Source organism: Tolumonas lignilytica (genome assembly GCF_000527035.1).
In the GTDB taxonomy this organism is placed as follows: domain Bacteria; phylum Pseudomonadota; class Gammaproteobacteria; order Enterobacterales; family Aeromonadaceae; genus Tolumonas; species Tolumonas lignilytica.
In genome coordinates, this window is the sequence record NZ_AZUK01000001.1 from 882,425 (window position 1) to 908,991 (window position 26,567).

The window sequence follows — 26,567 nt, forward strand, 5'->3', positions numbered from 1 at the left end:
TCAGAGCGTCGGTATGATGATCACTTGCCCAATCAACAAGTTATCTGTTTTCAATTTATTTTTGGTGCGGAGTGCATGTTTGCTTACGCCATATTGTAAGGCTAAACCTGAAAGGCTCTCGCCATTTTTCACCACATGCCGATGAACGCGGTTATCCGTCTTGCCATGTGATGGCTCTTTTGAACCGGTCGACTTCACAAACGTACCACCCGGTTTTGGCAAGCTCCGGCCATAGTAATCCATCACCCCGTGGAAAATGGCTTTCGCCAGTTGGGATTGATACTGAGCCGAAGCCAGCAAATGTTCCTCTTGCGGATTGGTAATAAATCCGGTCTCGATAAGCAATGACGGAATATCCGGTGCTTTTAACACGGCAAGGCTGGCATATTCCGGTCGTTTTTTATGCAGACGGGCAACATCACCGATACAGCGCAAGACTCGTTTACCAATGTCATAGCCTTCACTGCGAGAATTATCCCAGGAAAGATCCAGAATGGTTTGTGCCAGATACGCATTAGGTTCTGTTTCAGCAATCACCTTGCCGGCACCACCCAGTAATTCGGTATGATTCGCCTGCTGATCGAGTAACTTGTTCATTTCTTTATCTGCACGTTTAGCAGACAGGATCCAGACCGAAGCACCACGGACAGCGTTGCTTGGGCCACTGTCAGCATGAATCGATATTAAAAGACGTGCTTTCTTGCGACGCGCAATTGCAGAACGTTCGTCCAGTTCGACAAAATTATCCCGCGAACGCGTCATCACAGCCTGCATACCCGGCTGGGCATCAATCAGTTTTGCCAGATTACGGGCAATCGCCAAAGTGACATTTTTTTCGTACGTGTGACCCGGCCCAATCGCCCCCGGATCTTTCCCCCCGTGACCGGCATCTACCGCCACAATGAACGGCGCACCATTGGACGGCATTACCGCCTTGCTGGTATCGGGCGAATTATCTGGTTCATCGGTGGCCGATGATGAATCGGGTGCAGCCAATTCTTCTTTAGAAATCAGGTCACTCATCTGTATGACGCGACCCGCCACCGCTTTATCGATTTTTGCTGTTGGTGAGACCGCCTGCAAGACCGCTTTTGATGCGGTTGGGGTTGATGTTGTTGCAACGGTGGTTGGCTTGGGTTCTTGGGTCGCTTTTTTCGCATCAGGATGCTCATTTTGAGCAACGGCATTCTCCGGTTTGGATTCAGGCACAGAAGCGGTCGCAGTCATGGTGACACCATGCCCGGAGACACCAGACCTAGAGACCAAGGTTCCATGTTTTACATCAATGACCAACCGGTAATAGTGATAGTTAGCCAAAGGCGCCAGAGTGAAGATTTGTGGCTTTACACCATCGGCCAGCGCAAATTCCACCCGAACAATATTATTAGGCAAAGTGGTACGACGGATACTTTTCAGAAAACCTTCACAACCCGCAGTCCGAGGCACAGGAAAGGGTTGACCGGTAATATCCTGAAAATCAATTGTCAGGCTATTCTTTGCCGTATCAATGGTAAAACTGTAATTAGGCTGAGAATCTAAATCGAACACCATCCGGACCTTGTCCGGTGTCGGAGAAATACGCAATTTTTCGATCTGATTGGCAGCAGCAGGCCACGCCCATATCACTAATAAAATAAGTAAAATTCTGATCTTCACGATAAATTCAATCTAGCAACGACGGTTTCACCGATGTCAGTCCGAGGGGTAATTTCCGCTCGTCTGGCTCCATGTTCATAATGCAAGGTGATTTCCAGATCGGGGGCTGGTAACCAACCCATCCCTTTTTCCGGCCATTCAATCAGGCATAGACAATCCGGCGCAAAATAATCACGGATCCCCATAAATTCGAGTTCTTCCGGATCGGCCAAACGATATAAATCGAAGTGATACACTTGCCACTGAGGTAATTCATACGCCTCGACCAGCGTGTACGTCGGGCTCTTTACTTTGCCCTGATGCCCCAGAGCAACAACAAACCCTCGCGATAGTGTTGTTTTACCAGCACCAAGTTCACCATGCAAAAAAATGGTGGTCGCCTGCTGGCAGGCATGGGCCAATTCGCTGCCAAGAGCAACGGTGGCCTCACTATCATTCAGTGTTCGTATCAGCGTTTTTACCATGTTGATACCTTTGAGGATTAGCTAGTCTTTGTACCCAGAAAAACAAATCTGAAGCCAGCATCCCGCGTTCACCAGATGCCTTAGCGACTTCATTCGCTGCCTTACCATGCAATAAGGCACCACAACAGGCAGCCTGAAACAGGGATAATCCCTGAGCTAAAAGCGCGGCTATAATGCCAGAAAGTACGTCCCCCATGCCACCACTGGCCATGCCTGGATTACCTTCCGTGCAAATTGCCATTTGTTTACCATCGTAAATCAGTGTTCCCGGGCCTTTTAATAATATCACGCCACCATAACGATGCTGTAACTCTTGAATCGCCGCAAAACGATCATTTTGTATATCGTCAATGGTACAACGTAGCAATCTAGCCGCCTCGCCCGGATGGGGAGTGAGTATCCAGTTTTGGCGCTTCTGGGTAGTCAGGGCCAATAAATTTAACCCATCCGCATCGACAACCCAATGACCGTTATATGACAAAAGAGATTGCCAAACGGTTTGCCCCCACTCATCGGTGCCTAATCCCGGCCCAGTGATCAGTACATCCGGCCATGCTAACGCTTGGGGATCTAACGCCAGACATAACATTAATTCTGGACGGCCATTAAATACCAATGAGCGGTTATCTGGATGACAAAAAACTCTGACCAATCCGGCTCCGCTTCGCAAGGCAGCTTCCCCAGCTAACCGTATGGCCCCCGGCATTCCTGGTCCGCCACCCGCAAGCAGAACCTTCCCGCAATCGCCTTTATGCGCCGTGCGCGCTCTCGATGGGAGCCAATGATACAGATAGTCATAATTCATGACCTGAATACCACCGCTATCACAATAGTCGGTGTGTTCATTTTTTAAATCTGCAAGATATAGCTTGCCAATATAATCAGCGGCCAATCCGGTTAATAAACCACATTTCAGGCCCACAAACGACAAAGTGGTAGCAGCATGTATCGCCCCGCCGAGCGGCATACCGGTATCCGCATGTAATCCACTTGGAATATCAACAGAAAGAATGGGCACGGCCTGCCGGTTGATAAACTGGATCCAGGCAAGCAATTCACTACGTAACGGCGTGGAGGGACCAATCCCCAGTAACGCATCAACAATCAGATCGGGTTTCCCAGTTAAGGCATTCAGCTCTGTGCAATGTCCGCCGGATTTTAACCAGTCCCGTCTGGCCTCTTCTGCTGGAATCCCCGGCACCGGTTCATCAAACGCAACAACGACAACCTGATAACCTGCATTTCTAGCCAGTTTTGCCAGCACATACCCATCACCGCCGTTGTTACCCTTGCCACAGAAAATCCAGAGCGCTCGCGCCGCCGGCCAGCCTGACCGTACCATCTGCAGCAGCGCCTCTCCCGCCCGTTGCATCAACTGATACATCGACAGATGCTGTGTCGCAATCAACTGTTGTTCCATCAGCCGGATCTGTTCGGTCCGCCAACTGTAGTGTGGTAAACTATCGCAAATATTGGTGATAACCGGTGCGCTGTGATTCATGACGTCCACAATCGATCTGCAAAAGTTAGCTCACGATATCAAGCTATGGGGACAAGAGCTAGGCTTTGATCAGGTCGGGATCACAGACTGCGATCTCACCGACGAAGAGCGTCGATTGGAGAACTGGCTGCACCAAGGTTATCACGGCGAAATGGAATATATGGCTCGCTATGGCCTGATGCGAGCCCGACCCGCCGAACTACAGCCCGGAACAAAATCCGTCATTTCCGTACGCATGAACTATCTGCCGCCGCTGGCAAAAATAGCGGCCACACTGGATACCCCCACCCAAGCGTATATCAGCCGTTACGCTCTAGGACGCGATTACCATAAGGTCTTGCGCAACCGCCTGAAACAATTAGGGGAACGGATCCAGCAAGCCTGTGGCGAACTGCAGTTTCGCCCGTTTGTTGATTCCGCGCCGATCATGGAACGACCACTTGCCGACAAAGCCGGGCTGGGCTGGACCGGAAAACATACCTTATTGTTGAACCAACAGGCGGGATCGTTTTTCTTCCTCGGTGAACTGTTAGTTGATCTGCCACTGCCGACGGATCAACCGGTTGAAAACGCGTGTGGCCACTGTACCGCGTGTTTGCAAATCTGCCCAACCGGTGCCATTGTCGCCCCTTATGAGTTAGACGCACGGCGTTGCATTTCATATCTGACCATCGAATTAGACGGGCCCATTCCAGAAGATCTGCGTCCACTGCTGGGCAACCGCATCTACGGTTGTGACGATTGTCAGTTGATTTGCCCATGGAACCGATATGCGCTTGTCTCCGCAGAGAGCGATTTTTTACCCCGTAATGAATTGCATACGCCCGACTTATTAGCCCTTTGGGCCTGGGATAAAACAACCTTCCTGAAAGTCACGGAAGGCAGCCCAATCCGCCGGATTGGGTTTGAAAAATGGCAGCGAAATATTGCCGTAGCACTGGGTAATGGTCCGACGACAGAGGCTGTTATTCAAGCTTTACAGCTCAGTCTGCCCCACGCTAGCGATTTAGTTCAGGAACATATCGAGTGGGCCTTGCGCCAGTTACAGCACAGACAAAACACAGAAAATAAAAAACACGCTCGTTTAATTCGTTGTATTTATAAAGGATTACCCGAGCATGCCTGAGGATAATCCATGCAAATTTTAGGTGTAGATATTGGTGGTACAGGCATCAAGGCAGCCGTCGTCGATACTCAGAACGGTACTTTGATCAGTGAACACAAGCGGGTGGCCACGCCCCGGCCAGCAACACCAGAAAATATCGCTAATACCCTGAAACATCTGGTCGCAGAATTAGCATGGACGGGCCCGATTGGTTGTGGTTTTCCCGCGACGGTACAACATGGTATTGCCTACAGTGCCAGTAACATCGATCCCTCTTGGATCAATACTGACGCGCAGACACTGTTTACCGAAACGACAGGTCAACCCTGTTTCGTCGTCAATGATGCCGATGCCGCCGGCATGGCGGAAATGCGCTTCGGTACCGGTCAAAATCAGCAAGGCGTCACCATATTGCTGACCATCGGTACCGGCATTGGTTCTGCCGTATTCGTCAATGGAGAGCTACACCCCAATACCGAGCTGGGGCATTTGAAATTTGCCGGCGATATCGCCGAACGCTACTGTGCGGAATCAACCCGCATCACTCAGCGTTTGGATTGGGCAACCTGGGGCCACCGCTTTAATGACTATCTGAACCATCTGGAGTTTATCTTCAATCCAGATCGCTTCATCATTGGTGGCGGTGTTGCCGAGCAGATGGCGCAATTCGCCCCGTTCCTCACAACCAAAGCGCCAGTGCTGGCCGCGAAGAGTTTGAATCAGGCAGGGATCATTGGTGCCGCCCTGTTTGCTGAAAGCAAGCAGAGATAAGCCAAGCTGAGATAAGCATTTTTCCGATGTAAGAAGGGAGAATGTTTTTTCAGTAGTCTGAACAGAAGAGTGAATCAGGATCTTTAAATAAGATTTTTTATTTGGAGGTCATAAAGATTGGAGCGGGAAACGAGACTCGAACTCGCGACCCTAACCTTGGCAAGGTTATGCTCTACCAACTGAGCTATTCCCGCGTCGCATGATATTGATTCGGAGATTGGAGCGGGAAACGAGACTCGAACTCGCGACCCTAACCTTGGCAAGGTTATGCTCTACCAACTGAGCTATTCCCGCACAATGTCTGAATCAATCAAATTTTGAATTGGAGCGGGAAACGAGACTCGAACTCGCGACCCTAACCTTGGCAAGGTTATGCTCTACCAACTGAGCTATTCCCGCGTCGCAATTTGTGAAGAGATGATTTGGAGCGGGAAACGAGACTCGAACTCGCGACCCTAACCTTGGCAAGGTTATGCTCTACCAACTGAGCTATTCCCGCAATCAGTGCTCTTGCACAGGGCCCGCATTATAGGATGGCAGACTCCAAATGCAAGAGCTTTTTCAAAAAGAACCGTTAAACGCACATTTCGCGATCAAGGCGTTTAAATTGTAAACACCTGCTTGCGATAGAACTGCATTTCGGCAATTGATTCTCGAATATCATCCAGTGCCTGATGGGTGCCAGTTTTGGTAAATTGCTCCAGAATTTCCGGTTTCCAGCGACGCACCAGCTCCTTTACTGTGCTGACATCAATGTTGCGATAATGGAAATAACGTTCCAGTTCCGGCATATATTTCACCATGAAACGGCGATCCTGCCCGATACTGTTACCACACATCGGAGTCTGACGCTCTGGCACCCATGCCTGCATAAACGCCAGGCATTCAGCCACCGCCTTTGCTTCGTCATACTGACTGGCACGGACGCGGGCAACCAATCCCGACTCCCCATGCGTACGGGTATTCCATTCGTCCATGGCTGCTAAAACCTCATCCGACTGATGGACCGCAATCACCGGACCTTCAGCCAGCACATTCAGTTCTTTATCCGTCACAATCATGGCAATTTCCAGAATACGGTCGGTTTCTGGTTCCAGACCGGTCATTTCCATGTCGACCCAGATCAGATTCTGTTCATTTTGGCTCATCGTATGTCCTTGTTATCGGGAAAATCGGTAATCAGGTGTATCATAGCGACTTTCTCGATTATTGCGAAATTGACACAGTGGCGAAAAAACCAAAACTCAGTCATGGCCAACAGCGCCGGGTAAATGCCAATCACCAGAAACGATTGCAGAAACCTCAGACCGACATTGATGACAGCCTGTTAGGCCCCGCGTTGGAAGGTCTGGTGATCAGCCGGTTCGGTAAACATGCCGACATCGAAGACAGCAATGGCAATATCCACCGGTGCAACCTGCGCCGCACGATAGACAGTGTGGTGACGGGTGATCGGGTGGTCTGGCGTGCAGGCAATGACGCACTGCAAGGAATTAGCGGTGTTGTCGAAGCTGTTCATCCGCGCACATCCGTACTCAGCCGCCCTGATTTTTATGATGGTATTAAGCCTATCGCCGCCAATATCGATCAGGTCGTCATTGTTTCCTCGGTGTTGCCCGAGTTTTCTACCAACATAGTGGATCGTTATCTGGTCGCTGCGGAGCACGTCGAAATTCCGCCGTTGCTGGTGCTCAATAAAATCGATTTGCTCAGTGATGAACTGCGGGCGTTACTGGAAACGCAGCTGAATATTTATCGCAATCTGAATTATCCGCTGCTCTGTGTCAGTTGCCAAACCGGTGAAGGCATTGAGGAACTGGAGCAACACCTGAAAGATAAGGTGAATGTATTTGTCGGTCAGTCCGGGGTGGGAAAATCCACGCTCATTAATGCCTTACACCCACAAGCACAAGCACTGACCGGTGACATTTCAGAGATGTCCGGTCTAGGGCAGCACACGACAACCGCGTCCCGGTTATACCGATTCCCTAACGGTGGCACGCTGATTGATTCGCCGGGTGTTCGCGAATTCGCACTATGGCACCTGGAAAATGAGCGGGTGACCTGGTGCTTTAAAGAATTCCGTGATTATCTGGGTGGTTGTAAATTCCGCGATTGTAAACATGGCAAAGATCCGGGGTGTCTGATCCGGGAAGCTGTGGAACAGGGAAAGATCGCCCGTGAGCGCTACGAGAATTACCACCGGATTTTGGAATCCATGCAGGATGCGCGCAATCTGCGACATGTCAGCCGCGAATAATTTCCCCTCTGGCTATGAAGTGGCGTAGAATTCGCGCCTTTTATTTATTACTGATTTTGTTTGAGGTCCACCATGAAATTGCTGGATATGCTGAAAATAGCAACCCAATATCTGTTACCAAAACATGCGGTGTCCCGACTGGTTGGTTATCTGGCAGCCGCAGAAGCTGGCTCACTGACTACTTTCCTGATTAAAGCGTTTATCAAACGTTTTAATATCAATATGAGCGAGGCCGAACAGGAAGATCCGGCTCAGTACAAAACCTTCAACGCCTTCTTTACCCGAAAACTGAAAGACGGTTTGCGCCCTGTGGTGGCAGAATCGAACGCAGTTGCACTGCCAGTTGACGGTTGTGTCAGCCAGCTTGGTGATATTCAATACGGTCGTATCATTCAAGCCAAGCGTCATGATTTCAGTGCCCGTGAATTACTGGGCGGTGATAAAGACCTTTCAGATCAGTTTCAAAATGGGAAATTTGCCACCATTTATCTGTCACCTCGCGACTACCATCGCATTCATATGCCGTTGGATGGTGAATTGCAGAACATGGTATATATCCCCGGTGATCTGTTTTCCGTTAACCCGCTGACAGCTCAGAATGTACCGAATCTGTTTGCCCGCAACGAACGCGTCGCCTGCATCTTTAAAACACCGTATGGCCCAATGGCCTTAGTACTGGTTGGTGCCACCATTGTGGCCAGTATTGAAACCGTCTGGGCCGGTACCGTCACCCCACCTGCCGGTAAACTGGTAAAACGCTGGGACTTCCATGGCAACACCCCTATCACGCTGAAAAAAGGTGAAGAAATGGGCCGCTTTAAATTAGGAAGCACCGTCGTCTGTTTATTCCCGCCCGCCATGCTGGAATTTGCCGAGCACCTGCAAGCCGGCACTGACACTCGCATGGGTGAAATTTTTGCAACGCTCAATAACAGTACCACAGCATAACGATTACATTCTGCAGACCTGACGGCAGGTCTGCAGTTTCCCACTCAACACCCTCCTCGCTCCACCATATTCACAACGCTTTGATGATAAACAAGTTCTAGTCTGACGATTTCTGGCAAAATATCGTGCATGTCAGGAGGACTATCCAGATAAAAGAGAGCTGATTCTCATTTTTACGCGTGTGCTTTCGCTACAATTTTTTAACATGTTAAAAATTAACCATTAATTACTTATTCCCGTCTGAACAAATAAGTAGATGATGGTTGTACAGAATGAGTCTATTGTTAACTAGACCATGCAAGAGTCGCATAATAAAACGCTTGGATTTATGAGCCAGAGGAGGCCTAAGTGGACATTATCAAGACCGATGTCGCGATTGTCGGAGCAGGAGGCGGTGGATTACGAGCTGCGATTGCGATTGCAGAAAAAAATCCCGAGTTGGAAATAGCCCTGATATCTAAAGTCTATCCGATGCGCAGTCATACGGTAGCAGCCGAAGGTGGTGCCGCCGGGGTAGTCCGTGAGGACGATAGTCTGGACATGCATTTTCACGATACGGTATCTGGCGGTGATTGGCTGTGTGAACAGGATGTGGTCGAATACTTTGTCGAACATGCGCCGAAAGAACTCACCCAACTGGAACATTGGGGATGCCCGTGGAGCAGAAAAGAGGACGGGAAAATCAACGTCCGTCCATTTGGCGGCATGAAAATTCCTCGAACCTGGTTTGCTGCAGATAAAAGCGGTTTCCATATTCTTCATACCCTGTTCCAGACTTCTATTAAATACCCTTCTATCAAGCGTTTTGATGAGCATTTTGTACTCGATTTGCTGGTACATGATGGCCGTCCGCAAGGTGTTGTCTGTTTCGATATTCAAAATGGTGTCACCCGTATTATTCAGGCGAAATCCGTCATCATTGCCACCGGTGGTGGTAGCCGCGCTTATCGTTTCAATACCAATGGCGGCATCGTCACGGGTGATGGTATGTCACTGGCTTACCGTCATGGCGTTCCACTGCGGGATATGGAATTTGTTCAGTACCACCCAACAGGCTTACCCGGCTCAGGCATCCTGATGACTGAAGGGTGTCGTGGCGAAGGCGGTATTCTGCTGAACAAAGATGGCTATCGTTATCTGCAGGATTACGGTCTGGGCCCGGAAATTCCGGTTGGCGAAACCAAAAACAAATATATGGAACTCGGACCACGAGACCGCTTATCACAGGCCTTCTGGCAGGAACAACAACGTGGTCGCACCATTGAATCCCCATTTGGTGATATTGTGCATCTGGATCTGCGCCATCTGGGCGAGAAGAAACTGTTGGAACGTCTGCCATTTATTTGTGAACTGTCTCGCGCCTATATGGGTGTCGATCCGGTTAAAGAGCCGATCCCGGTTCGTCCGGTCGTTCACTACACCATGGGTGGTATCGAAGCTGACGGACAGTGCGCAACACGCATGCCGGGTCTGTATGCTGTTGGCGAATGTGCGTCAAATGGTCTGCACGGAGCCAACCGTTTAGGTTCAAACTCCCTGTGCGAAATTGTGGTATTCGGTAAGGTCGCTGGTGAACAGGCTGCATTGTTTGCTAAAGAACACGGTCATGTCGACAGCAACATCCTCTACCGTCAGGGGATGGAAGTGGTTGCGAAATCAGTGTCTCTGATGGAAAACGGTGGCACAGAAAATCCGGCGGATATCCGAAAAGAAATGGGCGATGCCATGGAAGCTGGCGTAGGTATCTATCGTACGGCCGAAACAATGCAAACCACGATCGACAAGTTGAAAGAACTGAAAGACCGCTATCAACATGTCCGCGTCGCAGATAAATCCTCTGTCTTCAACACTGACTGGCTCTACACCATCGAATTGGGTTTCCTGTTGGATGTTGCGGAATCGATTGCTCATTCAGCCATTCAGCGCAAAGAATCGCGTGGTTCACACCAGCGCATTGATGGCTATGAAGAGCGTGATGACGTGAACTACTTAAAACACTCATTGGCTTTCCACAATGAAAGTGGAACTCCGACCATCCAGTACAGTGATGTCAAAATTACCAAGTCACAGCCAGCAAAACGTGTGTATGGCTCAGAAGCAGAGAAGGGAGCGAAATAATGGCTGAGATCATGGAAATTGAAGTGCTGCGCTATCGTCCTGAAGAGGACAATGAGCCATGGACACAGCGCTATCAGGTGCCATTTACTCATGAGATGTCCATACTGGAAGCACTGACCTACATAAAAGACCATCTGGATTCAACCCTGAGCTACCGCTGGTCTTGCCGGATGGCTATTTGTGGTTCTTGCGGCATGATGGTCAATGGTAAACCGAAACTGGGGTGTAAAACCTTCCTGCGGGACTATGTCAGTGCCGGTAAAATTAAGCTTGAACCTCTGGCTAACTTCCCGATCGAGCGTGATTTAGTGGTTGATATGTCAGACTTCATGCAGAAACTGGAAAAAATCAAACCCTACATCATCCCCAAAGAAGAAAAAGATCTTTGTGATGGTGAATACATCCAGACTCCAAAACAGCTGGCGCAATACAAGCAGTTTTCACAGTGCATCAACTGTGGTTTATGTTACGCAGCTTGTCCGCAGTATGCACTGAAACCGGAGTTCCTCGGCCCGGCAGCACTGGCACTGCTCTACCGCTATAATGAAGACAGCCGTGATGGTGCAAAAGCAGAACGCATGAAACTGGTAAATCAGGAATCCGGTGTCTGGAGTTGTACTTTCGTCGGTTTCTGTTCAGAAGTTTGTCCGAAAGGCGTTGATCCTGCGGCGGCCATTCAGCTTTATAAAGCTGAAAGCGCTAAAGATTACGTCATTGCTATGTTCAAGCCGGAGGACTAATCATGGATATTTCTCAAAGCAAGCGTAAACCCTATGTCCGTCAGGTTAAAAAGAGCTGGTGGTTGCGCAACAGTTTCTATACTGGCTACATGTTACGTGAAGGCACCTGTCTTTTCGTTGGCGCTTATACCGTGATTTTACTCTGTGGCTTACTGCGTCTGAGCCAAGGACCGGAAGCATTTGCCGGTTGGTTACATGCCTTGCACAGCCCATTGGCCATTCTGTTTCATCTGGTCGCCTTGGTAGCCTGTTTGTTTCATGCCAAAACCTGGTTCTCTCTGGCCCCTAAAGCAGTTCGCCTCTTCAAGGGCGCCGAATTGATGCCGGAAAAACCAATTATTATGGCCCAATACATCGGTCTGGCTGCTGTCAGCGTGATCGTGTTATTGATTGCCATACTGGCCTGATAAGGAGCATTTGCCATGAAACGTTCTGATGAACCCGTATACTGGTTATTATTTGGTGCCGGTGGTGTCGTCGCCGCCGTGTTGCTGCCTGTACTGATCCTGATCACCGGGATACTGGTACCGCTGGGTATTCTTAATGCCGATACCCTGAGCTATGAAAAAATGCATGCTTTGGCGACATCCTGGTTGGGTGCCCCGATCTTGTTAGCCGTGATTGCATTACCTATCTATCATGCCATGCATCGTGTTTATCATGGTCTGCATGATCTTGGTATTCATCCAACCAAATTCCTGCACTATCTGTTGTATGGATTTGCATTTTTGGTATCTGTGGCAGCATTAACATTGTTGATACAAATCCACTAACCGACTATTGAATATCGCCTTAACCGGCGTATGATGTCCAAAACCGGAGGCCTTAAAAACCTGCCGGTTTTTTTGTGCCCGATTTTCAGTACCACTTGAGGCAAATGACCCATGCGTATCGAAGAAGATCTGAAACTCGGTTTTAAAGATGTTTTGTTCCGCCCTAAACGTTCCACATTGAGCAGTCGCTCACAAGTCGAATTACATCGTGAATTTCGCTTTCGCCATACCCAAACCAACTGGCGTGGTGTGCCTATCATTGCCGCCAACATGGATACTGTCGGCACCTTTGCCATGGCAAAAGCACTGGCCAGCTTTGATGTGATGACGGCAATACATAAACATTACACAGAACAGGAATGGCAAGCCTTTGTGCAAAACAGCAGTGATGCCTTATTGCAGTTCTGCATGGTATCGACCGGTACATCCAACAATGACTTCTTGAAACTGCAACGCATTCTGGCTCTCTCACCGGCATTACGTTTCATCTGCGTGGATGTGGCTAACGGTTATTCCGAGCACTTTGCTGATTTTGTAAAAACAGTAAGAGAAACCTTTCCGCAGCATGTCATCTGTGCAGGTAATGTCGTGACGGGGGAAATGGTCGAAGAGCTGATCCTCTCTGGTGCCGATATTGTCAAAGTAGGCATAGGTCCCGGTTCTGTATGTACCACCCGGGTCAAAACCGGCGTCGGTTATCCGCAGCTTTCAGCCATCATTGAATGCGCCGATGCAGCTCACGGCTTAGGGGGACAAATAGTCGGTGACGGCGGTTGCACTTGCCCCGGCGATGTCGCCAAAGCATTTGGTGGTGGCGCTGATTTTGTCATGTTAGGCGGCATGTTGGCCGCCCATGAGGAATCAGGCGGAAATAAATTTGAGCGGGATGGAAAAAGCTACATGCGCTTCTATGGTATGAGTTCATCGACCGCCATGGAGCAACATGCCGGAGGTGTGGCTCACTATCGAGCATCTGAAGGCAAGACAGTTGAGTTGCCGTTCCGTGGCCCGGTATCTGCCACCATTCAGGATATTCTCGGCGGTGTTCGTTCCACCTGTACGTATGTGGGGGCAGCCAAACTCAAAGAGCTGACTAAACGGACGACCTTTATTCGCGTCAGTGAACAAGAAAATCAGGTTTACGGACAGGAATAATGACAAACGGGGCTAAAAGCCCCGTTTGATTTGCAAACGCATATATCAAACCATGATATTGACGTTCGAGCCCACACGTTCATTGGGAGAACTTTTTGAAGATTCAACCTGTGTTGGCTGGGGAACAGTAACAGCCGTACTTTCGATCAACTGAAGAGCTGTTTGTCCCTGCGCTTCCTGCTGTTTTTTGGCCAAACTGGCAGTCAATGCGATTTGTCCATAATCAGCACTACTTGCAGTGACATTCATTGCTGTTTCTCCTAAAACCACACTGTACTTTTAATATAGCAGAAAGCCGGCATGTTTAAAAAGTAGCCATTTATAAAAATCGTACCAGCGCAATGACAATAGGCATCGTCACGGCACTCAACAGTGTCGATAGAAACACAGTTTGAGAAGCAAAATCAGGATCGGATTTATATTCGATGGCCAGCAAGACGGTATTCACCGCCGAAGGTGCTGCAGCACAAATCACCATCACCTGCGCCATAACGCCACTGATCCCCCAGACCAGACACACCAAGGTGGCAATGAGCGGGCCTACGAGTAAACGCATGCCATTAGATACCAGCACTTTGAAATTTCGGACATACAACCTTGTGCTGGCTAATTGCGCTCCCAGTGTTATCAATGCCGTCGGAACCAATCCTTGCGCCATCAGATCTAATGATGTCCAGAGTGGTTTCGGCACCTCCACGCTTAGCCAGCGACAGAGCACCGCAATCAATACGGCATATGTCATCGGCATGCGGAAATTTTCCAACAGCGCCTTCTTCCATGAGCGATCCGAACTGCTCGCATTCATTACACCGATGGTATTGGTCAGTAGCTGCTGGATCAGCATCACCACAATCTGTATCGAAAACGCAAATGCCGTGTGATACATCAATTGCACTAACGGAATACAGTAATTACCACTATTGTAGAAACATACTGAATTGATAAACGCACTGCGTTTGCTGCTATCCAGTTTCAGGAGTCGGGTGCAAACAAGACATGCGCCCCAGAGCAAAACAAACAAGACCAGATTGGCAAGAACCAGATCCCGTAACAATGCACTATTCAATTCAGTCTGATAAATGGTGGTAAACAATAAAGCAGGGATAAAAATATAAAACTGTATCTTTGTTAATGTAGAAACATTCAGCGGGAATTGTCGTTGCAGTAAATAACCGGCACCAATAGGAATAAAAATAGGCAGGATAATATTAAAAAAGAGAAAGCTCACCGTCTGCATGCCACCCTCCGGTGGTTCGGTCATAGAGATATCTTATTACAACATATACCGGTAACATCAGCTTTCTGTTTTACAGAAAAACGCGAAAAATTATTCAATATCCAAATATTTATGAAGTTGTACTGACAAGCGCCAGTTACGCTGCATACAAACGTTCATCGCCAATTCAGTCGCACGCTCTTTCTGGCTGATCGGTTGCAGACAAATTACTTTCTGGGATATATCGATATCAGCCAACAAGGCATCTAATTGGGCTATATGCTTTGCCGTTGCGACTGGGTGTTTAATTTCATTCGCGCGGTTCAATGCTTCCGCTAATACATGGTAGCCGCCAGCCATATTGATTTTGGGTGATACAGTTACCCAACAGGCTTCATCGGCACGAATAGGCTGTGTACCACTGGTTTCAATTTGAACCCGATAACCATGTGCAATCAAGGTCTGAGACAATGCCACCAAATCATAATCACAGGGCTCTCCTCCCGTGATCACCACATGTTTGACGGTGTAACCTTGCTCAGAAAAACATCGCAGGATTTCCTCTGGCGTAAACCAGCTCCAGCCTGCTTTTGGTTTTTTTTCAGTAAATAACTGTCGGACTGGGATCAGATGATCGGAATCCAGTTTCCATGAGTGTTTCGTATCACACCAGGAACAGCCAACTTTGCATCCTTGCAGACGAACAAAAATTGCCGGAACACCAGAAAAATAGCCTTCTCCCTGAATGCTCTGGAATATTTCATTGATTGGATAATGATTGCTCTGCATTGCTTTATTTACCGAAAATGAAAAGACCAATCCCAAGGGATTGGCCTATTCAACAGATGCCTACTGAATGAAATTATTCAGCAACAACAGCCACTTTAACAGTGGTGTTTACATCAGTGTGCAGGTGAACAACGATGTCGTATTCACCAACGCTGCGCAGAACGCCGTTCGGCATACGAACTTCGCTCTTAGCAACAGCAACACCAGCAGCAGTGATCGCGTCAGCGATATCACGGGTACCCACTGAACCGAACAGTTTACCTTCGTCGCCCGCTTTGGTCGCGATGGTTACATTGGTCAGTGCAGACAGCGCAGCAGCACGAGCCTGAGCAGCAGCCAGAACGTCAGCCAGTTTGGCTTCCAGTTCAGCGCGGCGAGCTTCGAAAGCAGCCAGGTTGTCTTTAGTAGCCATTACAGCTTTGCCTTGTGGGAACAAGTAGTTACGAGCAAAACCGCTCTTAACAGAAACTTTGTCACCCAGACCGCCCAGATGAGCGATTTTGTCTAACAGAATAACTTCCATTACCTTTCCTCGGTTTAGGTTGAGTTAGGCCAAGTGCCGATTACTTGTTGTGCAGATCGGTGTACGGCAGCAGAGCCAGGTAACGAGCACGTTTGATAGCACGTGCCAGTTGGCGCTGATATTTAGCACGGGTACCAGTGATACGGCTTGGTACGATCTTGCCAGATTCAGTGATGTAGTTTTTCAGTGTAATGGTATCTTTGTAATCGATCTCAGTTACACCTTCAGCAGTGAAACGGCAGAACTTACGACGACGGAAATAACGTGACATGACGATTATCCTCTATATGACTGGAATTATTCAGCTGCTTCTTCAGCTGCTTCTTCACGCACATCTTCACGACGTGGACGCTCTTCACGTGCTTTCAGCATCGGAGATGCTTCAGTCACAGCGTGTTTGGTGCGCATGATCATGTTGCGGATAACCGCATCGTTGAAACGGAAGTTGGTTTCCAGTTCGTCGATAACGCTCTGCTCAGCTTCTACGTTCATCAGAACATAGTGAGCTTTGTGCAGTTTGTCGATTGGGTAAGCCAGTTGACGACGACCCCAATCTTCCAGACGATGGATAGTACCACCAGCCGCTTTGATAGCGCCGGTGTAACGCTCGATCATGCCTGGAACCTGTTCGCTCTGGTCCGGATGAACCATGAATACGATTTCGTAGTGACGCATGAGTTGCTCCTTACGGGTTATAGCCTTCGTGATGGCTCAGTCAAACCGTCGAAGGCAAGGAACTTAAAAAAAGTGACTGATTTTTGAAGGGCTGTATTCTATGCAGCGTATACTTTAATAGCAATCAGATTTTATCGTTTTGCCGATGAATTAACGCAGAGGTCAGGCTATGCATACTCGAACCCGCATGATAGCTCCGGTTGAAGCATTACCGGGCCGTGAAACACCGATGGTGCTGGAACCCTTACATTTCGTAAAAAAAGTCAGCATGTTCCCTCCTTATCCTGAGGGTTTGGATATTGCACACTTTGCGATGGGCTGTTTCTGGGGGGTAGAACGTTTATTTTGGGAACTACCCGGCGTCTATGTGACCGCGGTCGGCTATCAGGGCGGATATACCCCCAACCCAACTTATGAAGAGGTTTGTACCGGTTCAACCGGGCATACTGAAAGTGTATTGGTGGTTTATGACCCCCAAATCATCAGTTATTCCACGTTATTGAAAATATTCTGGGAACACCACAACCCGGCTGAAGGCTTCCGTCAGGGCAATGATGTTGGTACACAATATCGCTCTGTCATTTTCACGCACTCTGAGCAACAGCAGCAATTGGCCATTCAGACCCGGGATCGTTATCAATCAGCCATGTGGGCTTATAACGATAACCGAACGATTACGACAGAAATTACGGTCGCGAAAACATTTTATTTTGCAGAACAATATCACCAGCAATATCTGGCTAAAAATCCAAATGGATATTGTGGCATCGCGGGATTAGGCATCTGTCTGCCTAATAAATAAAACGAAATAAAACACAGGGTATCAGTACCCTGTGTTTTCAGTGGGTTATCAGCGTGAACCGATCTGAACCAGTTTCCCACTGCCACTGACATTAAAACCACCTGCAGCAGCCGGTACAAAACAGGATTCCCCTGCCTGTAGCGTCAATGTGTCTTCCCCGCTGTTGATCACAGCCCGCCCATCCATACAGAACAGGATCAACGCTGTAGCGGTTTCACTTTCCAACGGTTCATTGGCCAAATCAACCAGTGAAAAGGAGAAATCAGTCACCGGAATAGGGTAATCACTCACCGGACCTAACACCATCGGTAACATGGGTAATTCCGCGGCCGGTTTAGCCACAAAATCGACATTCGCCAGCAACGCATCAATATCCATGTGTTTTGGTGTTAACCCGGCCCGCAAAACATTATCGGAACTGGCCATGGCTTCCAGCCCAATCCCTTGCAAATAGGCATGTGGCGTGCGTGCATACAGGAACATCGCATCCCCTGGCTGTAAGGTGATCACATTCAGCAACAACGGCGCAAAAAGCCCCATGTCTTCCGGGTAAAACTCTGCCAGACGTAAAACTTCAGCAAAGGCAGTCTGTTGCTGACGTTGTTTCGCTACCGACAACAGGCTAGCCACGGTATCGCGTCGGGCATCGCCCTGCAGACGCAATGAGGCACCAAACAAAACACGCAATGTTTCACTGTTCGGTTGCTCGCAAAACGCATCCATTTCTGTCTGTAGTGCAGGCAGCTTTAGATCCCGAATCAAGGAAACAATTTCATCAAATTCACGAAAACCATTCATGGCCCGATAGGGGGTCAATGCATACACCAGCTCAGGCTTGTGGTTGGGATCTTTGAAATTACGATGAGCAGCGGAAAGCGCAACTCCCGCCGTGTTTTCGGCTGCAAAACCGATCTCGGCGCTGGCTTTATCTGGATGTACCTGAATGGATAAAGGTTCTGCCGCCGCCAGGACCTTAAAAAGATAAGGTAATGCACCAAAGTTTGCTTGTGCATCACCCAGTACGGCCGCTGGATTTTGTGCAATAAACGTGTCTAACCGCAGCGTGGCACCGCTTGTTTCGTCTATCAGTGAAGAACAACCATTAGGATGGGCCCCCATCCAGATTTCAGCTTGTGGTTTACCATCTGGATTGGCAATGCCATACATGTTCTGTAGTGCATCTTTACTGCCCCAGGCATAGTTCTGGATTGGGTTCTGCATCCGATAGATGCGGTTGGAGGAAAAGCTCATTATGTGTCCCTTCTACTGTGTTTATTAACGACATCTCGGGATTCCCCGAATGTTATTTCAACCTCAATGTGCCGGTCACATCCCATGAGTGCCCCCCACTACACAGAATTTGACGCTAACGCTGCCTTCATCTGAATCGGCTGAGCAACGGATTAAAGCATAAATACTCAGCCGATTTCATGTCATGAATTAATGTTGACGATAAACCTTAATATTATTGAACCCCTGTTCCTTCAGATACAGCGCTTGTAATTTGCTCATCACCCCACGCTCGCAATACAGCAGATAGGTTTTACTCTGATCCAAATCACCGAACTGGGTCGATAATTTGTAAAACGGCAGATGGATCACTGTCATGCCAGCCGGTTCAAACGGTTTATCTTCATGATCATCCGGTGAGCGAATATCCAAAATCACTTCATTGTCAGCTAATGCCGACGTGGTTTCCACTTCCTGTACCTGCACGGCCGTTTCATTGGCAATGTCACGAATATCGATCAGCTTGGAGTTGGCAATGACCTCCTCCAGTACATCGAAATTAAACTTGGCTTCATTTGCCAGAACATCTTCATACGGCGCTTTGACATTCGGCTTATTGGAAATAACACCGCAATATTCCGGCATGGTTTCAGCAAATTCCAGCGTACCGATCGCGCGAGCCTGATCGATGATGTCTTGTTTATCACTGACAATCAGCGGCCGCAGGATCAGCGTTTCAGTGACACGGTCAATTACCGACAGGTTAGTCACGGTCTGACTGGATACCTGACCCACGCTTTCACCGGTAACCAGCGCTTCAATGCCCAACCGTTCAGCAACACGAGAAGCGGCGCGCATCATCATGCGTTTCAGCACAACACCCATCAGACCGTTGTCAATTTTCTCCAGGATCTCGCCAACGACCGGTTCAAAAGGCACAGAGATAAATTTAACCCGGTGCGACTGGCCATATTTGCTCCACAGGTAATAGGAAACCTGCTTCACCCCAATTTCATGGGCCGCACCGCCGAGGTTGAAGAAACAGTAATGCACCCGGCTGCCGCGCTTGATGAACTGATAGGAAGCCACACCGGAGTCAAAACCGCCGGAAATCAGGCTCAACACATCTTCCTGAGTAGAAAGCGGGTAACCACCCAGCCCTTTATGAATATTTGTGACCAGATAGAGCTGATCATCTTCAATCTGCAGGTTGATTTGCAGGTCTGGATGAGAAAGCTTCACGCCATTCGACGGAAAGTTCTGATTCAGACCACCACCGACATAACGTTCAATTTCGATGGAAGAAAACTCATGCTTACCTTTGCGTTTCACGCGCACACAGAACGTTTTATTGACCAGTGTGCTGCCATATACGGCTGCCGTCTGTTCATAAATGCTGTGTAAATCGGTAAACGGCTTTTGAGTCACTTCCAGAAAAGCCTGGATCCCTGGCGTACAACTCAAGCGTTCCACCAGCAAATCACGGTTTTCCAGCGAGTCATTTTTGCTGGACACAACCAACTTATCCCAGTCATTACGGACGGTGACGGTTTCATCTACCTTCTGTAATACATTGCGGATATTGCCTTGTAAAACTTTCACCATACGCTGGCGAACAGACTTACTTTTGATTGTGATTTCTGGAAACAGTTTAATGATGAACTTCATGACACGCTCGTTTAGCTGGCGGAAAGGGGCGCATTATAATCCAGCCGACCGCAGAAACTAAGCCTTACAACATGAGATCGCAGAGTTTATACGCCTGACGGTCAGACAGTGGTAAGATAGACAAATTATCTATCTCTGATCTGAACCCGCTATGGCCGCGAAAAAAAACGAATCATTAAGTTTTGATGCTGCTCTTGGAGAGCTGGAACAAATTGTACAACAGCTGGAACAAGGCGATTTACCACTGGAATCAGCACTGAAACAATTTGAGCGAGGCATTCAACTGGCTCGGGTGAGCAAACAAAAATTAGAACAAGCGGAACAACAGGTACAGATACTGTTGCAGCAGAACGGCCAGGAAAAACTGGTTCCCTTCTCATCAGAACAGCCATCTGACCAGACCGCAGAGGAAGAATAAGTGTCATTGCAGACCTTTTCGCAGCATTACCGGCAGCGTATTGATGCGCTGCTGTTGCAACACATTGAATCATTACCTGAGTTATCCCCGAATCTGAAAGCAGCGATGCGTCACGGCTTGGTATTGGGCGGTAAACGGGTTCGTCCATTCTTGGTTTATGCGACCGGCAACATGCTGGGAGTAGAAGAAGCCCTATTGGATGGCCCGGCAGCGGCGATCGAATGTATCCATGCCTATTCCCTGATCCATGATGATTTGCCGGCCATGGATGACGATGATTTACGACGTGGGCACCCTACCGTACACAAAGCATTTGATGAAGCCACTGCGGTGTTAGCCGGTGACGCACTGCAAACACTGGCTTTTTCGATCCTGGCCGATCATGCCTTTCCGGAAGCTTTACTGGCGCAACAAGTCAAAATGTTGAGCATTCTGGCAAAAGCATCCGGTTATGCCGGTATGTGTGGCGGACAGGCATTGGATCTGGCCGCCGAAGGGCAACAGGTCGGTCTGCAGGCACTGGAACAGATCCACCGTCATAAAACGGGCGCCTTAATTGAATGTGCCGTCATGCTGGGGGCACTGTGCCAACCTAATGTTGCGCATGACACCCTTGATGCATTAAAAAAATATGCCGCCGCGATTGGTCTGGCATTTCAGGTACAAGACGACATTCTTGATGTAGTGAGTGATACCGCAACACTGGGTAAACCTCAGGGTTCAGACCAGGCATTAGAGAAAAGCACCTACCCCGCCCTGCTCGGATTAGATGCTGCACGTGAGCTAGCACAAGATCTTCATGCACAGGCTTTAGCTGCATTAGCAACTCTTCCTTATAATACTGAAATCTTGTCTGCGTTCGCTGACTACATCATTGAGCGCTCATACTAATGCCGGATAATAATAAACGTATGACGATTGATATGACCCAATTCCCGACGCTGGCACAAATTAATTCGCCAGCGGACCTTCGCCAATTACCAGAAGACAAACTGGCACCATTGTGTGAGGAACTGCGTACCTTTTTGCTCCATTCCGTAAGCCGTAGCAGTGGCCATCTGGCGTCAGGCCTTGGCGTGGTTGAACTCACCGTGGCCTTGCACTACGTATATCAGACCCCTCAGGACAAACTGGTGTGGGATGTCGGGCATCAGGCTTATCCGCATAAAATTCTGACCGGCCGCCGCGAGCGCATGGAGACCATCCGTCAGAAAAACGGGATACACCCTTTCCCATGGCGGGAAGAGAGTGAATATGATCCATTAAGTGTCGGCCATTCCAGCACCTCGATTGGTGCCGCTTTGGGGATGGCCGTCGCCGCCAAACAGCAAGGGTTGCCTCATAAGGTGGTTGCCGTCATCGGTGATGGAGCGCTCACCGCCGGTATGGCTTTTGAAGCGCTGAATCATGCCGGTGATCTGCACGAGGATATGCTGGTGATCCTCAATGACAACGAGATGTCGATTTCAGAAAACGTAGGTGCCCTGAATAATCATCTGGCTAAATGGCTGTCGGGCTCGCTCTATACCACGCTGCGTGAAGGCGGGAAAAAAGTGCTTTCCGGCCTGCCGCCCGTCAAAGAGTTAGCGCGGCGAGCGGAAGAACATATCAAAGGCATGGTCATTCCCGGCACCCTCTTTGAAGAGTTGGGTTTTAATTATATCGGCCCGATTGATGGGCACGACATCAAATCGCTGGTCAAAACACTGAAAAACATGCGCCAGCTAAAAGGGCCGCAATTACTGCATGTGATGACCAAAAAAGGGAAAGGTTACGAACCCGCCGAAAAAGATCCTATCGGTTATCACGGTGTGCCAAAATTTAATCCAGATGATGACTGTCTGCCCAAGAATAAAGAAGGAAAACCCACCTTTTCCAAAATCTTCGGGCATTGGTTATGCGATATGGCAGAAGCTGACAGCAAACTGGTGGGCATTACGCCAGCAATGCGTGAAGGGTCTGGGATGGTGGAGTTTTCACAACGCTACCCTGAGCGTTACTTTGATGTGGCCATTGCCGAACAACATGCCGTGACATTTGCAGCCGGCCTTGCCATTGAAGGGATGAAACCAGTGGTAGCTATCTACTCCAGTTTCATGCAGCGCGCTTATGATCAAATCATCCACGATGTTGCCATCCAGAATTTACCGGTGCTGTTTGCTATCGACCGTGCCGGATTAGTCGGTGCCGATGGCCCTACGCATCAGGGTGCATTTGATATCAGCTTTCTGCGCACGATCCCCAATATGGTGATCATGACGCCGTCCGACGAAAGCGAATGTCGCATGATGCTCACCACGGGTTATCAGCTCAATCAGCCAGCCGCCGTGCGTTATCCAAGAGGCTCCGGCTGTGGCGTAACCCCGACGCCAGAACTCACTACCCTCCCGTTAGGTAAAGGCCAGATCGTGCGTCAGGGACAAGGCATCGCACTGCTCTGCTTCGGCACTTTACTGCATCAGGCAAAATCGGTGGCAGAAAAACTGGATGCCACGCTGGTCGATATGCGTTTCGTGAAGCCACTCGACACGGAATTACTGCAAACGATCGTCGCACAACATGATGTCTTGGTCACGATTGAAGAAAATGCCATTCAGGGTGGTGCCGGGTCAGCGGTGAATGAATGGATGATGACGCAACGCGTATTAAAACCAGTGCTGAATATTGGTCTGCCGGATCGCTTTATCGAGCAGGGCTCGCAGGAAGAGATTTATCATGATCTAAAACTGGACAGTGCTGGTATCGAGCAGCAAATCCATGCGTTTATGGCATGATCCATCACGGAAAAAGCAGATGAAAAACTAAGGCTCCGAAACAGGAGCCTTAATTTTATGTCTTTCAGATTAAACGTTTACCGTCTGCGTCGACCACCTTTTCCCCATCTTCTTTGGTAAAGGCGCCTTTTTGTGCCGCTGGCAAAATATCCAGAACCAGTTCAGATGGACGGCACAATTTAGTACCCAGCTCGGTCACCACAATCGGACGATTGATCAGGATCGGATGCTGCATCATAAAGTCCAGCAACTGTTCATCTGTCCATTTCGGATCATCCAGCCCCAGCTCGGTATAGGGATCACACTTCTGACGCAAGGTTTCCCGCACGCTGATCCCCATGTCGGCAATCAGCTTTTCCAGTGTTGCCCGGCTAGGAGGCGTTTCCAGATAGAGGATCACGGTGGGTTCAATACCGGCATTGCGGATCATTTCCAGTGTATTCCGGGAGGTGCCGCATTTCGGGTTATGATAAATCGTTACTTCAGACATGCTCAGTTTCCTTTCATGTTCATCAACATTGTTCTTTGGTTACACCGGTTCATTTTTTTCATTTTGAGCCAGTGGCGGTAATACGGCCTCAGAACAACAGGAGTGCGCGCGTAAATCGGCACACTGTGCTGTATTGCCACCACAACACTCTTCTGTAATATAGGCAATCAAATCCAGCATCAGTGGAATATTGGCGCGATAACGCTGATAGCGCCCTTCCTGCTCAACCGAAAGTAAGCCGGCATGCGTCATCGCCTTCAGATGAAAAGACAGATTATTGGGTGGCAGCCCCAGTGACGCCGCAATTTGTCCGGCGACCATGCCCTCTAATCCGCATTTTACCAACAGGCGATAGATATCCAGCCTGATCCCTGAAGCCAGCGATTCAAATATAAGTGTTGCGGATTCTTTTTTCATAGTTCGATACTACAAGAGCAGTTGAAATAATCAAGTCAATAAAAGCCAGCATAACGTGCTGGCTGATAAAATTCACCCCGAAAGCATGACACAGAGCGGTGTGGTGATCGCCGCCATGACGGTCGAGAGTAACAGACTGGTCGCCATCACCCCTTCCATTGCTTTGAATTGTCGAGCCATCAGATAGACATTGACACCGGTAGCAATCGACGCCAGTAATACGATGGCTTGTGTTTCCATCACCGGTAAACCGATCAATCGGGCGATGCCCCACGCCGCCAGTGGATGCCCGATCAGTTTCAGCAAACAGACACTGATCGATTGCCCCCAGTTCCCGCCGATGCCATATTCAGCCAGCCCCATCCCTAAAGAGAGCAAGGCCATCGGTGCCGCTGCGTTACTGATCATGCCGACCGTGTTATCAATCAGCAAAGGCAATTTCCATCCGGTCAGCCCCCATGCTGTACCAGTCAAAATACCGAAAACAATTGGGTTGCGCAGAACTGTTTTCACGGTTTTGAAAAATCCGCGAAATGAAAAACTGCCGTGCTTGGCCAGTTCGACAGAGATCGTCACCAGTGTCCACAGGATTAAAGAGTTAAACACCAGCACCAGCGCAACCGAAGGCAGTGCTGCATCACCCAGCATCATCTTTGCCAACGGAAGCCCGAGCATCGAGTTATTGGAAAAAATCCCGCCCAACGCAAAAACCGATTGGGATACGCCATCCAGCTTGAAAAGCTTCCAGGCCAGAAAACGCCCCAGAATAAAGACGATCAGACAGCCACCAAAGAAAGCAATCAGAAGACGCGCATCCACCGGCGGCAACTTTGAGAAATCACTCATCAAGTGAAACAGCATGGCCGGTAATGCCAGCGAGAAAACAAAACGGGACAGTGATTCCGACATGACTTGAGGCCAACGGGCCCACCGCATCACGCCATAACCCAGAAATACCAGAATAAACAATGGGGTTGAGAGATAGATTTGATGTAATAAAGCGGACATGGCACCACCATCAGACAACGGGAGGCAAAGTCTAGCATGACGAATATCACAAATATTGCGCCATGTTAATTTTCAAACGAAATCTAAAAATTCGCCAATGAGTACGAAGCCTGATTTCTAAACGCCAAACTGGTATGCTAGAACAAACAATAAAAACTCATTTGAAACACAGGAGTTTCAGGTTATGCGTAACTTTCCATGGTGGCGGGCGCTCTGGCTATCATTCTTTTCCAGAACGTTGTACCAGTCTGTCGCTCGCCAATGGCAAGGAGTGGGATCACTTTATTTATTCATTGTGTCAGCGCTGGTCATGATGCCCCTGGCGATACAGATCCATGAAGGCTATGTCAGCTTTGTGAAGCAAGAACTGCCAGCCTATCTGGATGAATTGCCCGAAATCACCATCGAAAATGGTCAGGCATCAACGCCGGAAGATCGGCCGTATGTGATCAATGAAAAAGGCACGACGGACCCGTTTATCGTGGTAGACACCAGCGGTCAGTATAACACCCTGGATCAGACTTCAGCCGCTGTCTTAATTACGGCAGACCGGATCTTCGTTCGCAAAGATGATGTCAGCTCCCAATCCTATCCTTTTGCCGATTTTGTCGATATGAAGATTGACCGCTCGCTGGTCGAAGCCTTTCTGAAAGTATTAGGGCGCTTTATTTTACCTTTTACCTATTTCATTCTGGTCGCCATGGCTTGGTTCTGGCGGTTCTCTCAGGCCATGACATACGCCTTTCTGGCTAGCTGGTTGGCAAAACGACAAGGATTGGCCCTTCGTTATCATTCGTTTGTACGCATCAGTGCCGTAGCGCTGACACCGGCCATAATTATCGACACGTTTATCGGATTGTTCGGTTTACCCCTGCCCTTTGCCGGCGTGTTATTTCTGATCCTGGAAATTATGTATATCCGCTTTGCCGTACAGAGTATCTGTCAGTTACCACCGAATCAGCGAGATGATGAAGGCTCCATTATTGCCTAGATGAAACTGAAAACGGGGCGAAACTAGCCATTAGTGAAGCCACAAAAAAAGGGAAGCAACGGCTTCCCTTTTTAT

Annotated in this window: 29 protein-coding genes and 4 tRNA genes; 14 read left to right on the forward strand and 19 right to left on the reverse strand. The window is 48.9% G+C overall.

Annotated features, from left to right (window positions below; genetic code table 11):
* The 3 genes from H027_RS18255 to H027_RS0104135 are packed head-to-tail and all read right to left on the reverse strand — an operon-like array spanning position 1 to position 3,621.
* Complete coding sequence (locus H027_RS18255; protein WP_024871264.1) at positions 1–1,656, reverse strand: N-acetylmuramoyl-L-alanine amidase; 1,656 nt, start codon at positions 1,654–1,656, stop codon at positions 1–3.
* The gene (gene tsaE, locus H027_RS0104130) at positions 1,653–2,120 is read right to left on the reverse strand and encodes a tRNA (adenosine(37)-N6)-threonylcarbamoyltransferase complex ATPase subunit type 1 TsaE (protein ID WP_024871265.1); all 468 of its coding nucleotides are present in this window, start codon (positions 2,118–2,120) and stop codon (positions 1,653–1,655) included. Before tsaE ends, H027_RS18255 begins: the two co-directional genes overlap by 4 nt.
* Positions 2,089–3,621: a bifunctional ADP-dependent NAD(P)H-hydrate dehydratase/NAD(P)H-hydrate epimerase gene (locus H027_RS0104135; protein ID WP_051448950.1), complete on the reverse strand. Its 1,533-nt coding sequence runs from the start codon at positions 3,619–3,621 to the stop codon at positions 2,089–2,091. The genes tsaE and H027_RS0104135 overlap by 32 nt, the downstream gene beginning before the upstream one ends.
* On the opposite strand from H027_RS0104135, the gene queG reads away from it, so the two are divergent.
* Positions 3,620–4,747 (forward strand): tRNA epoxyqueuosine(34) reductase QueG, encoded by a 1,128-nt coding sequence (gene queG / locus H027_RS0104140; protein ID WP_024871267.1) that lies wholly within the window; start codon positions 3,620–3,622, stop codon positions 4,745–4,747. The two genes, H027_RS0104135 and queG, sit on opposite strands and share 2 nt — an antisense overlap.
* A gap of 9 nt (positions 4,748–4,756) precedes the next feature.
* Positions 4,757–5,497: a polyphosphate--glucose phosphotransferase gene (gene ppgK / locus H027_RS0104145; RefSeq protein ID WP_024871268.1), complete on the forward strand. Its 741-nt coding sequence runs from the start codon at positions 4,757–4,759 to the stop codon at positions 5,495–5,497.
* A 118-nt stretch (positions 5,498–5,615) separates the two neighbouring features.
* Here the strand turns inward: ppgK and H027_RS0104150 are convergent.
* The 5 genes from H027_RS0104150 to orn all read right to left on the reverse strand — a co-directional run bounded on the left by H027_RS0104150 (position 5,616) and on the right by orn (position 6,645).
* Positions 5,616–5,691, reverse strand: a tRNA-Gly gene (locus H027_RS0104150).
* A gap of 24 nt (positions 5,692–5,715) precedes the next feature.
* A tRNA-Gly gene (locus H027_RS0104155) sits at positions 5,716–5,791 on the reverse strand.
* 29 nt (positions 5,792–5,820) lie between these two features.
* Positions 5,821–5,896, reverse strand: a tRNA-Gly gene (locus H027_RS0104160).
* 24 nt (positions 5,897–5,920) lie between these two features.
* Positions 5,921–5,996, reverse strand: a tRNA-Gly gene (locus H027_RS0104165).
* Between the two features lie 103 nt (positions 5,997–6,099).
* The gene (orn, locus tag H027_RS0104170) at positions 6,100–6,645 is read right to left on the reverse strand and encodes an oligoribonuclease (RefSeq protein WP_024871269.1); all 546 of its coding nucleotides are present in this window, start codon (positions 6,643–6,645) and stop codon (positions 6,100–6,102) included.
* Positions 6,646–6,722: 77 nt separating this feature from the next.
* On the opposite strand from orn, the gene rsgA reads away from it, so the two are divergent.
* The 7 genes from rsgA to H027_RS0104205 all read left to right on the forward strand — a co-directional run bounded on the left by rsgA (position 6,723) and on the right by H027_RS0104205 (position 13,491).
* Positions 6,723–7,757 (forward strand): small ribosomal subunit biogenesis GTPase RsgA, encoded by a 1,035-nt coding sequence (gene rsgA / locus H027_RS0104175; RefSeq protein ID WP_038149457.1) that lies wholly within the window; start codon positions 6,723–6,725, stop codon positions 7,755–7,757.
* Positions 7,758–7,829: 72 nt separating this feature from the next.
* Positions 7,830–8,705 carry an archaetidylserine decarboxylase gene (gene asd / locus H027_RS0104180; protein WP_024871271.1) on the forward strand — a complete coding sequence of 292 codons (876 nt, stop codon included), beginning with the start codon at positions 7,830–7,832 and terminating at the stop codon, positions 8,703–8,705.
* A gap of 348 nt (positions 8,706–9,053) precedes the next feature.
* Positions 9,054–10,823, forward strand: coding sequence for a fumarate reductase (quinol) flavoprotein subunit (frdA, locus tag H027_RS0104185; protein ID WP_024871272.1), 1,770 nt, complete (start codon positions 9,054–9,056; stop codon positions 10,821–10,823).
* Positions 10,823–11,563 (forward strand): succinate dehydrogenase/fumarate reductase iron-sulfur subunit, encoded by a 741-nt coding sequence (locus H027_RS0104190; RefSeq protein WP_024871273.1) that lies wholly within the window; start codon positions 10,823–10,825, stop codon positions 11,561–11,563. Before frdA ends, H027_RS0104190 begins: the two co-directional genes overlap by 1 nt.
* A 2-nt stretch (positions 11,564–11,565) precedes the next feature.
* Positions 11,566–11,970 carry a fumarate reductase subunit C gene (locus H027_RS0104195; RefSeq protein ID WP_024871274.1) on the forward strand — a complete coding sequence of 135 codons (405 nt, stop codon included), beginning with the start codon at positions 11,566–11,568 and terminating at the stop codon, positions 11,968–11,970.
* Between the two features lie 15 nt (positions 11,971–11,985).
* Positions 11,986–12,336 (forward strand): fumarate reductase subunit FrdD, encoded by a 351-nt coding sequence (gene frdD, locus H027_RS0104200; protein ID WP_024871275.1) that lies wholly within the window; start codon positions 11,986–11,988, stop codon positions 12,334–12,336.
* Positions 12,337–12,447: 111 nt separating this feature from the next.
* Positions 12,448–13,491, forward strand: coding sequence for a GMP reductase (locus H027_RS0104205; RefSeq protein ID WP_024871276.1), 1,044 nt, complete (start codon positions 12,448–12,450; stop codon positions 13,489–13,491).
* Between the two features lie 45 nt (positions 13,492–13,536).
* Here H027_RS0104205 and H027_RS18980 read toward each other — a convergent pair whose 3' ends face one another.
* The 6 genes from H027_RS18980 to rpsF form a co-directional block, all read right to left on the reverse strand.
* On the reverse strand, positions 13,537–13,740 hold the full coding sequence (locus H027_RS18980; RefSeq protein ID WP_024871277.1) for a hypothetical protein: 204 nt from the start codon (positions 13,738–13,740) through the stop codon (positions 13,537–13,539).
* Positions 13,741–13,810: 70 nt separating this feature from the next.
* Positions 13,811–14,752 (reverse strand): AEC family transporter, encoded by a 942-nt coding sequence (locus H027_RS0104215; protein ID WP_024871278.1) that lies wholly within the window; start codon positions 14,750–14,752, stop codon positions 13,811–13,813.
* 66 nt (positions 14,753–14,818) lie between these two features.
* Positions 14,819–15,496: a 7-carboxy-7-deazaguanine synthase QueE gene (gene queE / locus H027_RS0104220; RefSeq protein ID WP_024871279.1), complete on the reverse strand. Its 678-nt coding sequence runs from the start codon at positions 15,494–15,496 to the stop codon at positions 14,819–14,821.
* 73 nt (positions 15,497–15,569) lie between these two features.
* Positions 15,570–16,019, reverse strand: coding sequence for a 50S ribosomal protein L9 (gene rplI, locus H027_RS0104225; protein ID WP_024871280.1), 450 nt, complete (start codon positions 16,017–16,019; stop codon positions 15,570–15,572).
* 40 nt (positions 16,020–16,059) lie between these two features.
* Entirely contained in the window at positions 16,060–16,290 is a 231-nt protein-coding gene (gene rpsR, locus H027_RS0104230; RefSeq protein ID WP_024871281.1) for a 30S ribosomal protein S18, read from the reverse strand.
* Between the two features lie 26 nt (positions 16,291–16,316).
* Positions 16,317–16,694 (reverse strand): 30S ribosomal protein S6, encoded by a 378-nt coding sequence (rpsF, locus tag H027_RS0104235; RefSeq protein WP_024871282.1) that lies wholly within the window; start codon positions 16,692–16,694, stop codon positions 16,317–16,319.
* A gap of 169 nt (positions 16,695–16,863) precedes the next feature.
* Between rpsF and msrA the strand changes: the two genes are divergently transcribed.
* Positions 16,864–17,496: a peptide-methionine (S)-S-oxide reductase MsrA gene (gene msrA / locus H027_RS0104240; RefSeq protein WP_024871283.1), complete on the forward strand. Its 633-nt coding sequence runs from the start codon at positions 16,864–16,866 to the stop codon at positions 17,494–17,496.
* A 48-nt stretch (positions 17,497–17,544) separates the two neighbouring features.
* On the opposite strand, the gene manA is transcribed toward msrA, so the two are convergent.
* Both manA and thiI read right to left on the reverse strand, forming a co-directional pair.
* Positions 17,545–18,747: a mannose-6-phosphate isomerase, class I gene (gene manA / locus H027_RS0104245; protein ID WP_152536693.1), complete on the reverse strand. Its 1,203-nt coding sequence runs from the start codon at positions 18,745–18,747 to the stop codon at positions 17,545–17,547.
* A gap of 189 nt (positions 18,748–18,936) precedes the next feature.
* Complete coding sequence (thiI, locus tag H027_RS0104250) at positions 18,937–20,394, reverse strand: tRNA uracil 4-sulfurtransferase ThiI (protein ID WP_024871285.1); 1,458 nt, start codon at positions 20,392–20,394, stop codon at positions 18,937–18,939.
* Positions 20,395–20,545: 151 nt separating this feature from the next.
* Between thiI and xseB the strand changes: the two genes are divergently transcribed.
* From xseB to dxs, 3 genes are read left to right on the forward strand one after another with little or no spacing between them, the layout of a single operon-like run.
* Positions 20,546–20,812, forward strand: a complete 267-nt coding sequence (gene xseB / locus H027_RS0104255; protein ID WP_024871286.1) for an exodeoxyribonuclease VII small subunit — start codon at positions 20,546–20,548, stop codon at positions 20,810–20,812.
* Positions 20,813–21,703, forward strand: coding sequence for a (2E,6E)-farnesyl diphosphate synthase (ispA, locus tag H027_RS0104260; protein ID WP_024871287.1), 891 nt, complete (start codon positions 20,813–20,815; stop codon positions 21,701–21,703).
* A gap of 20 nt (positions 21,704–21,723) precedes the next feature.
* Positions 21,724–23,586 (forward strand): 1-deoxy-D-xylulose-5-phosphate synthase, encoded by a 1,863-nt coding sequence (gene dxs / locus H027_RS0104265; protein ID WP_024871288.1) that lies wholly within the window; start codon positions 21,724–21,726, stop codon positions 23,584–23,586.
* Positions 23,587–23,650: 64 nt separating this feature from the next.
* On the opposite strand, the gene arsC is transcribed toward dxs, so the two are convergent.
* The 3 genes from arsC to H027_RS0104280 form a co-directional block, all read right to left on the reverse strand.
* Positions 23,651–24,076 (reverse strand): glutaredoxin-dependent arsenate reductase, encoded by a 426-nt coding sequence (gene arsC, locus H027_RS0104270; protein WP_024871289.1) that lies wholly within the window; start codon positions 24,074–24,076, stop codon positions 23,651–23,653.
* Positions 24,077–24,115: 39 nt separating this feature from the next.
* Positions 24,116–24,493, reverse strand: a complete 378-nt coding sequence (locus tag H027_RS0104275; protein ID WP_024871290.1) for an ArsR/SmtB family transcription factor — start codon at positions 24,491–24,493, stop codon at positions 24,116–24,118.
* Positions 24,494–24,565: 72 nt separating this feature from the next.
* Complete coding sequence (locus H027_RS0104280; protein ID WP_024871291.1) at positions 24,566–25,501, reverse strand: AEC family transporter; 936 nt, start codon at positions 25,499–25,501, stop codon at positions 24,566–24,568.
* 184 nt (positions 25,502–25,685) lie between these two features.
* Here H027_RS0104280 and H027_RS0104285 point away from each other — a divergent pair, with 184 nt between their 5' ends.
* Entirely contained in the window at positions 25,686–26,492 is an 807-nt protein-coding gene (locus tag H027_RS0104285; RefSeq protein WP_081741373.1) for a DUF1189 domain-containing protein, read from the forward strand.
* The last annotated feature ends 75 nt before the right edge of the window (positions 26,493–26,567 follow it).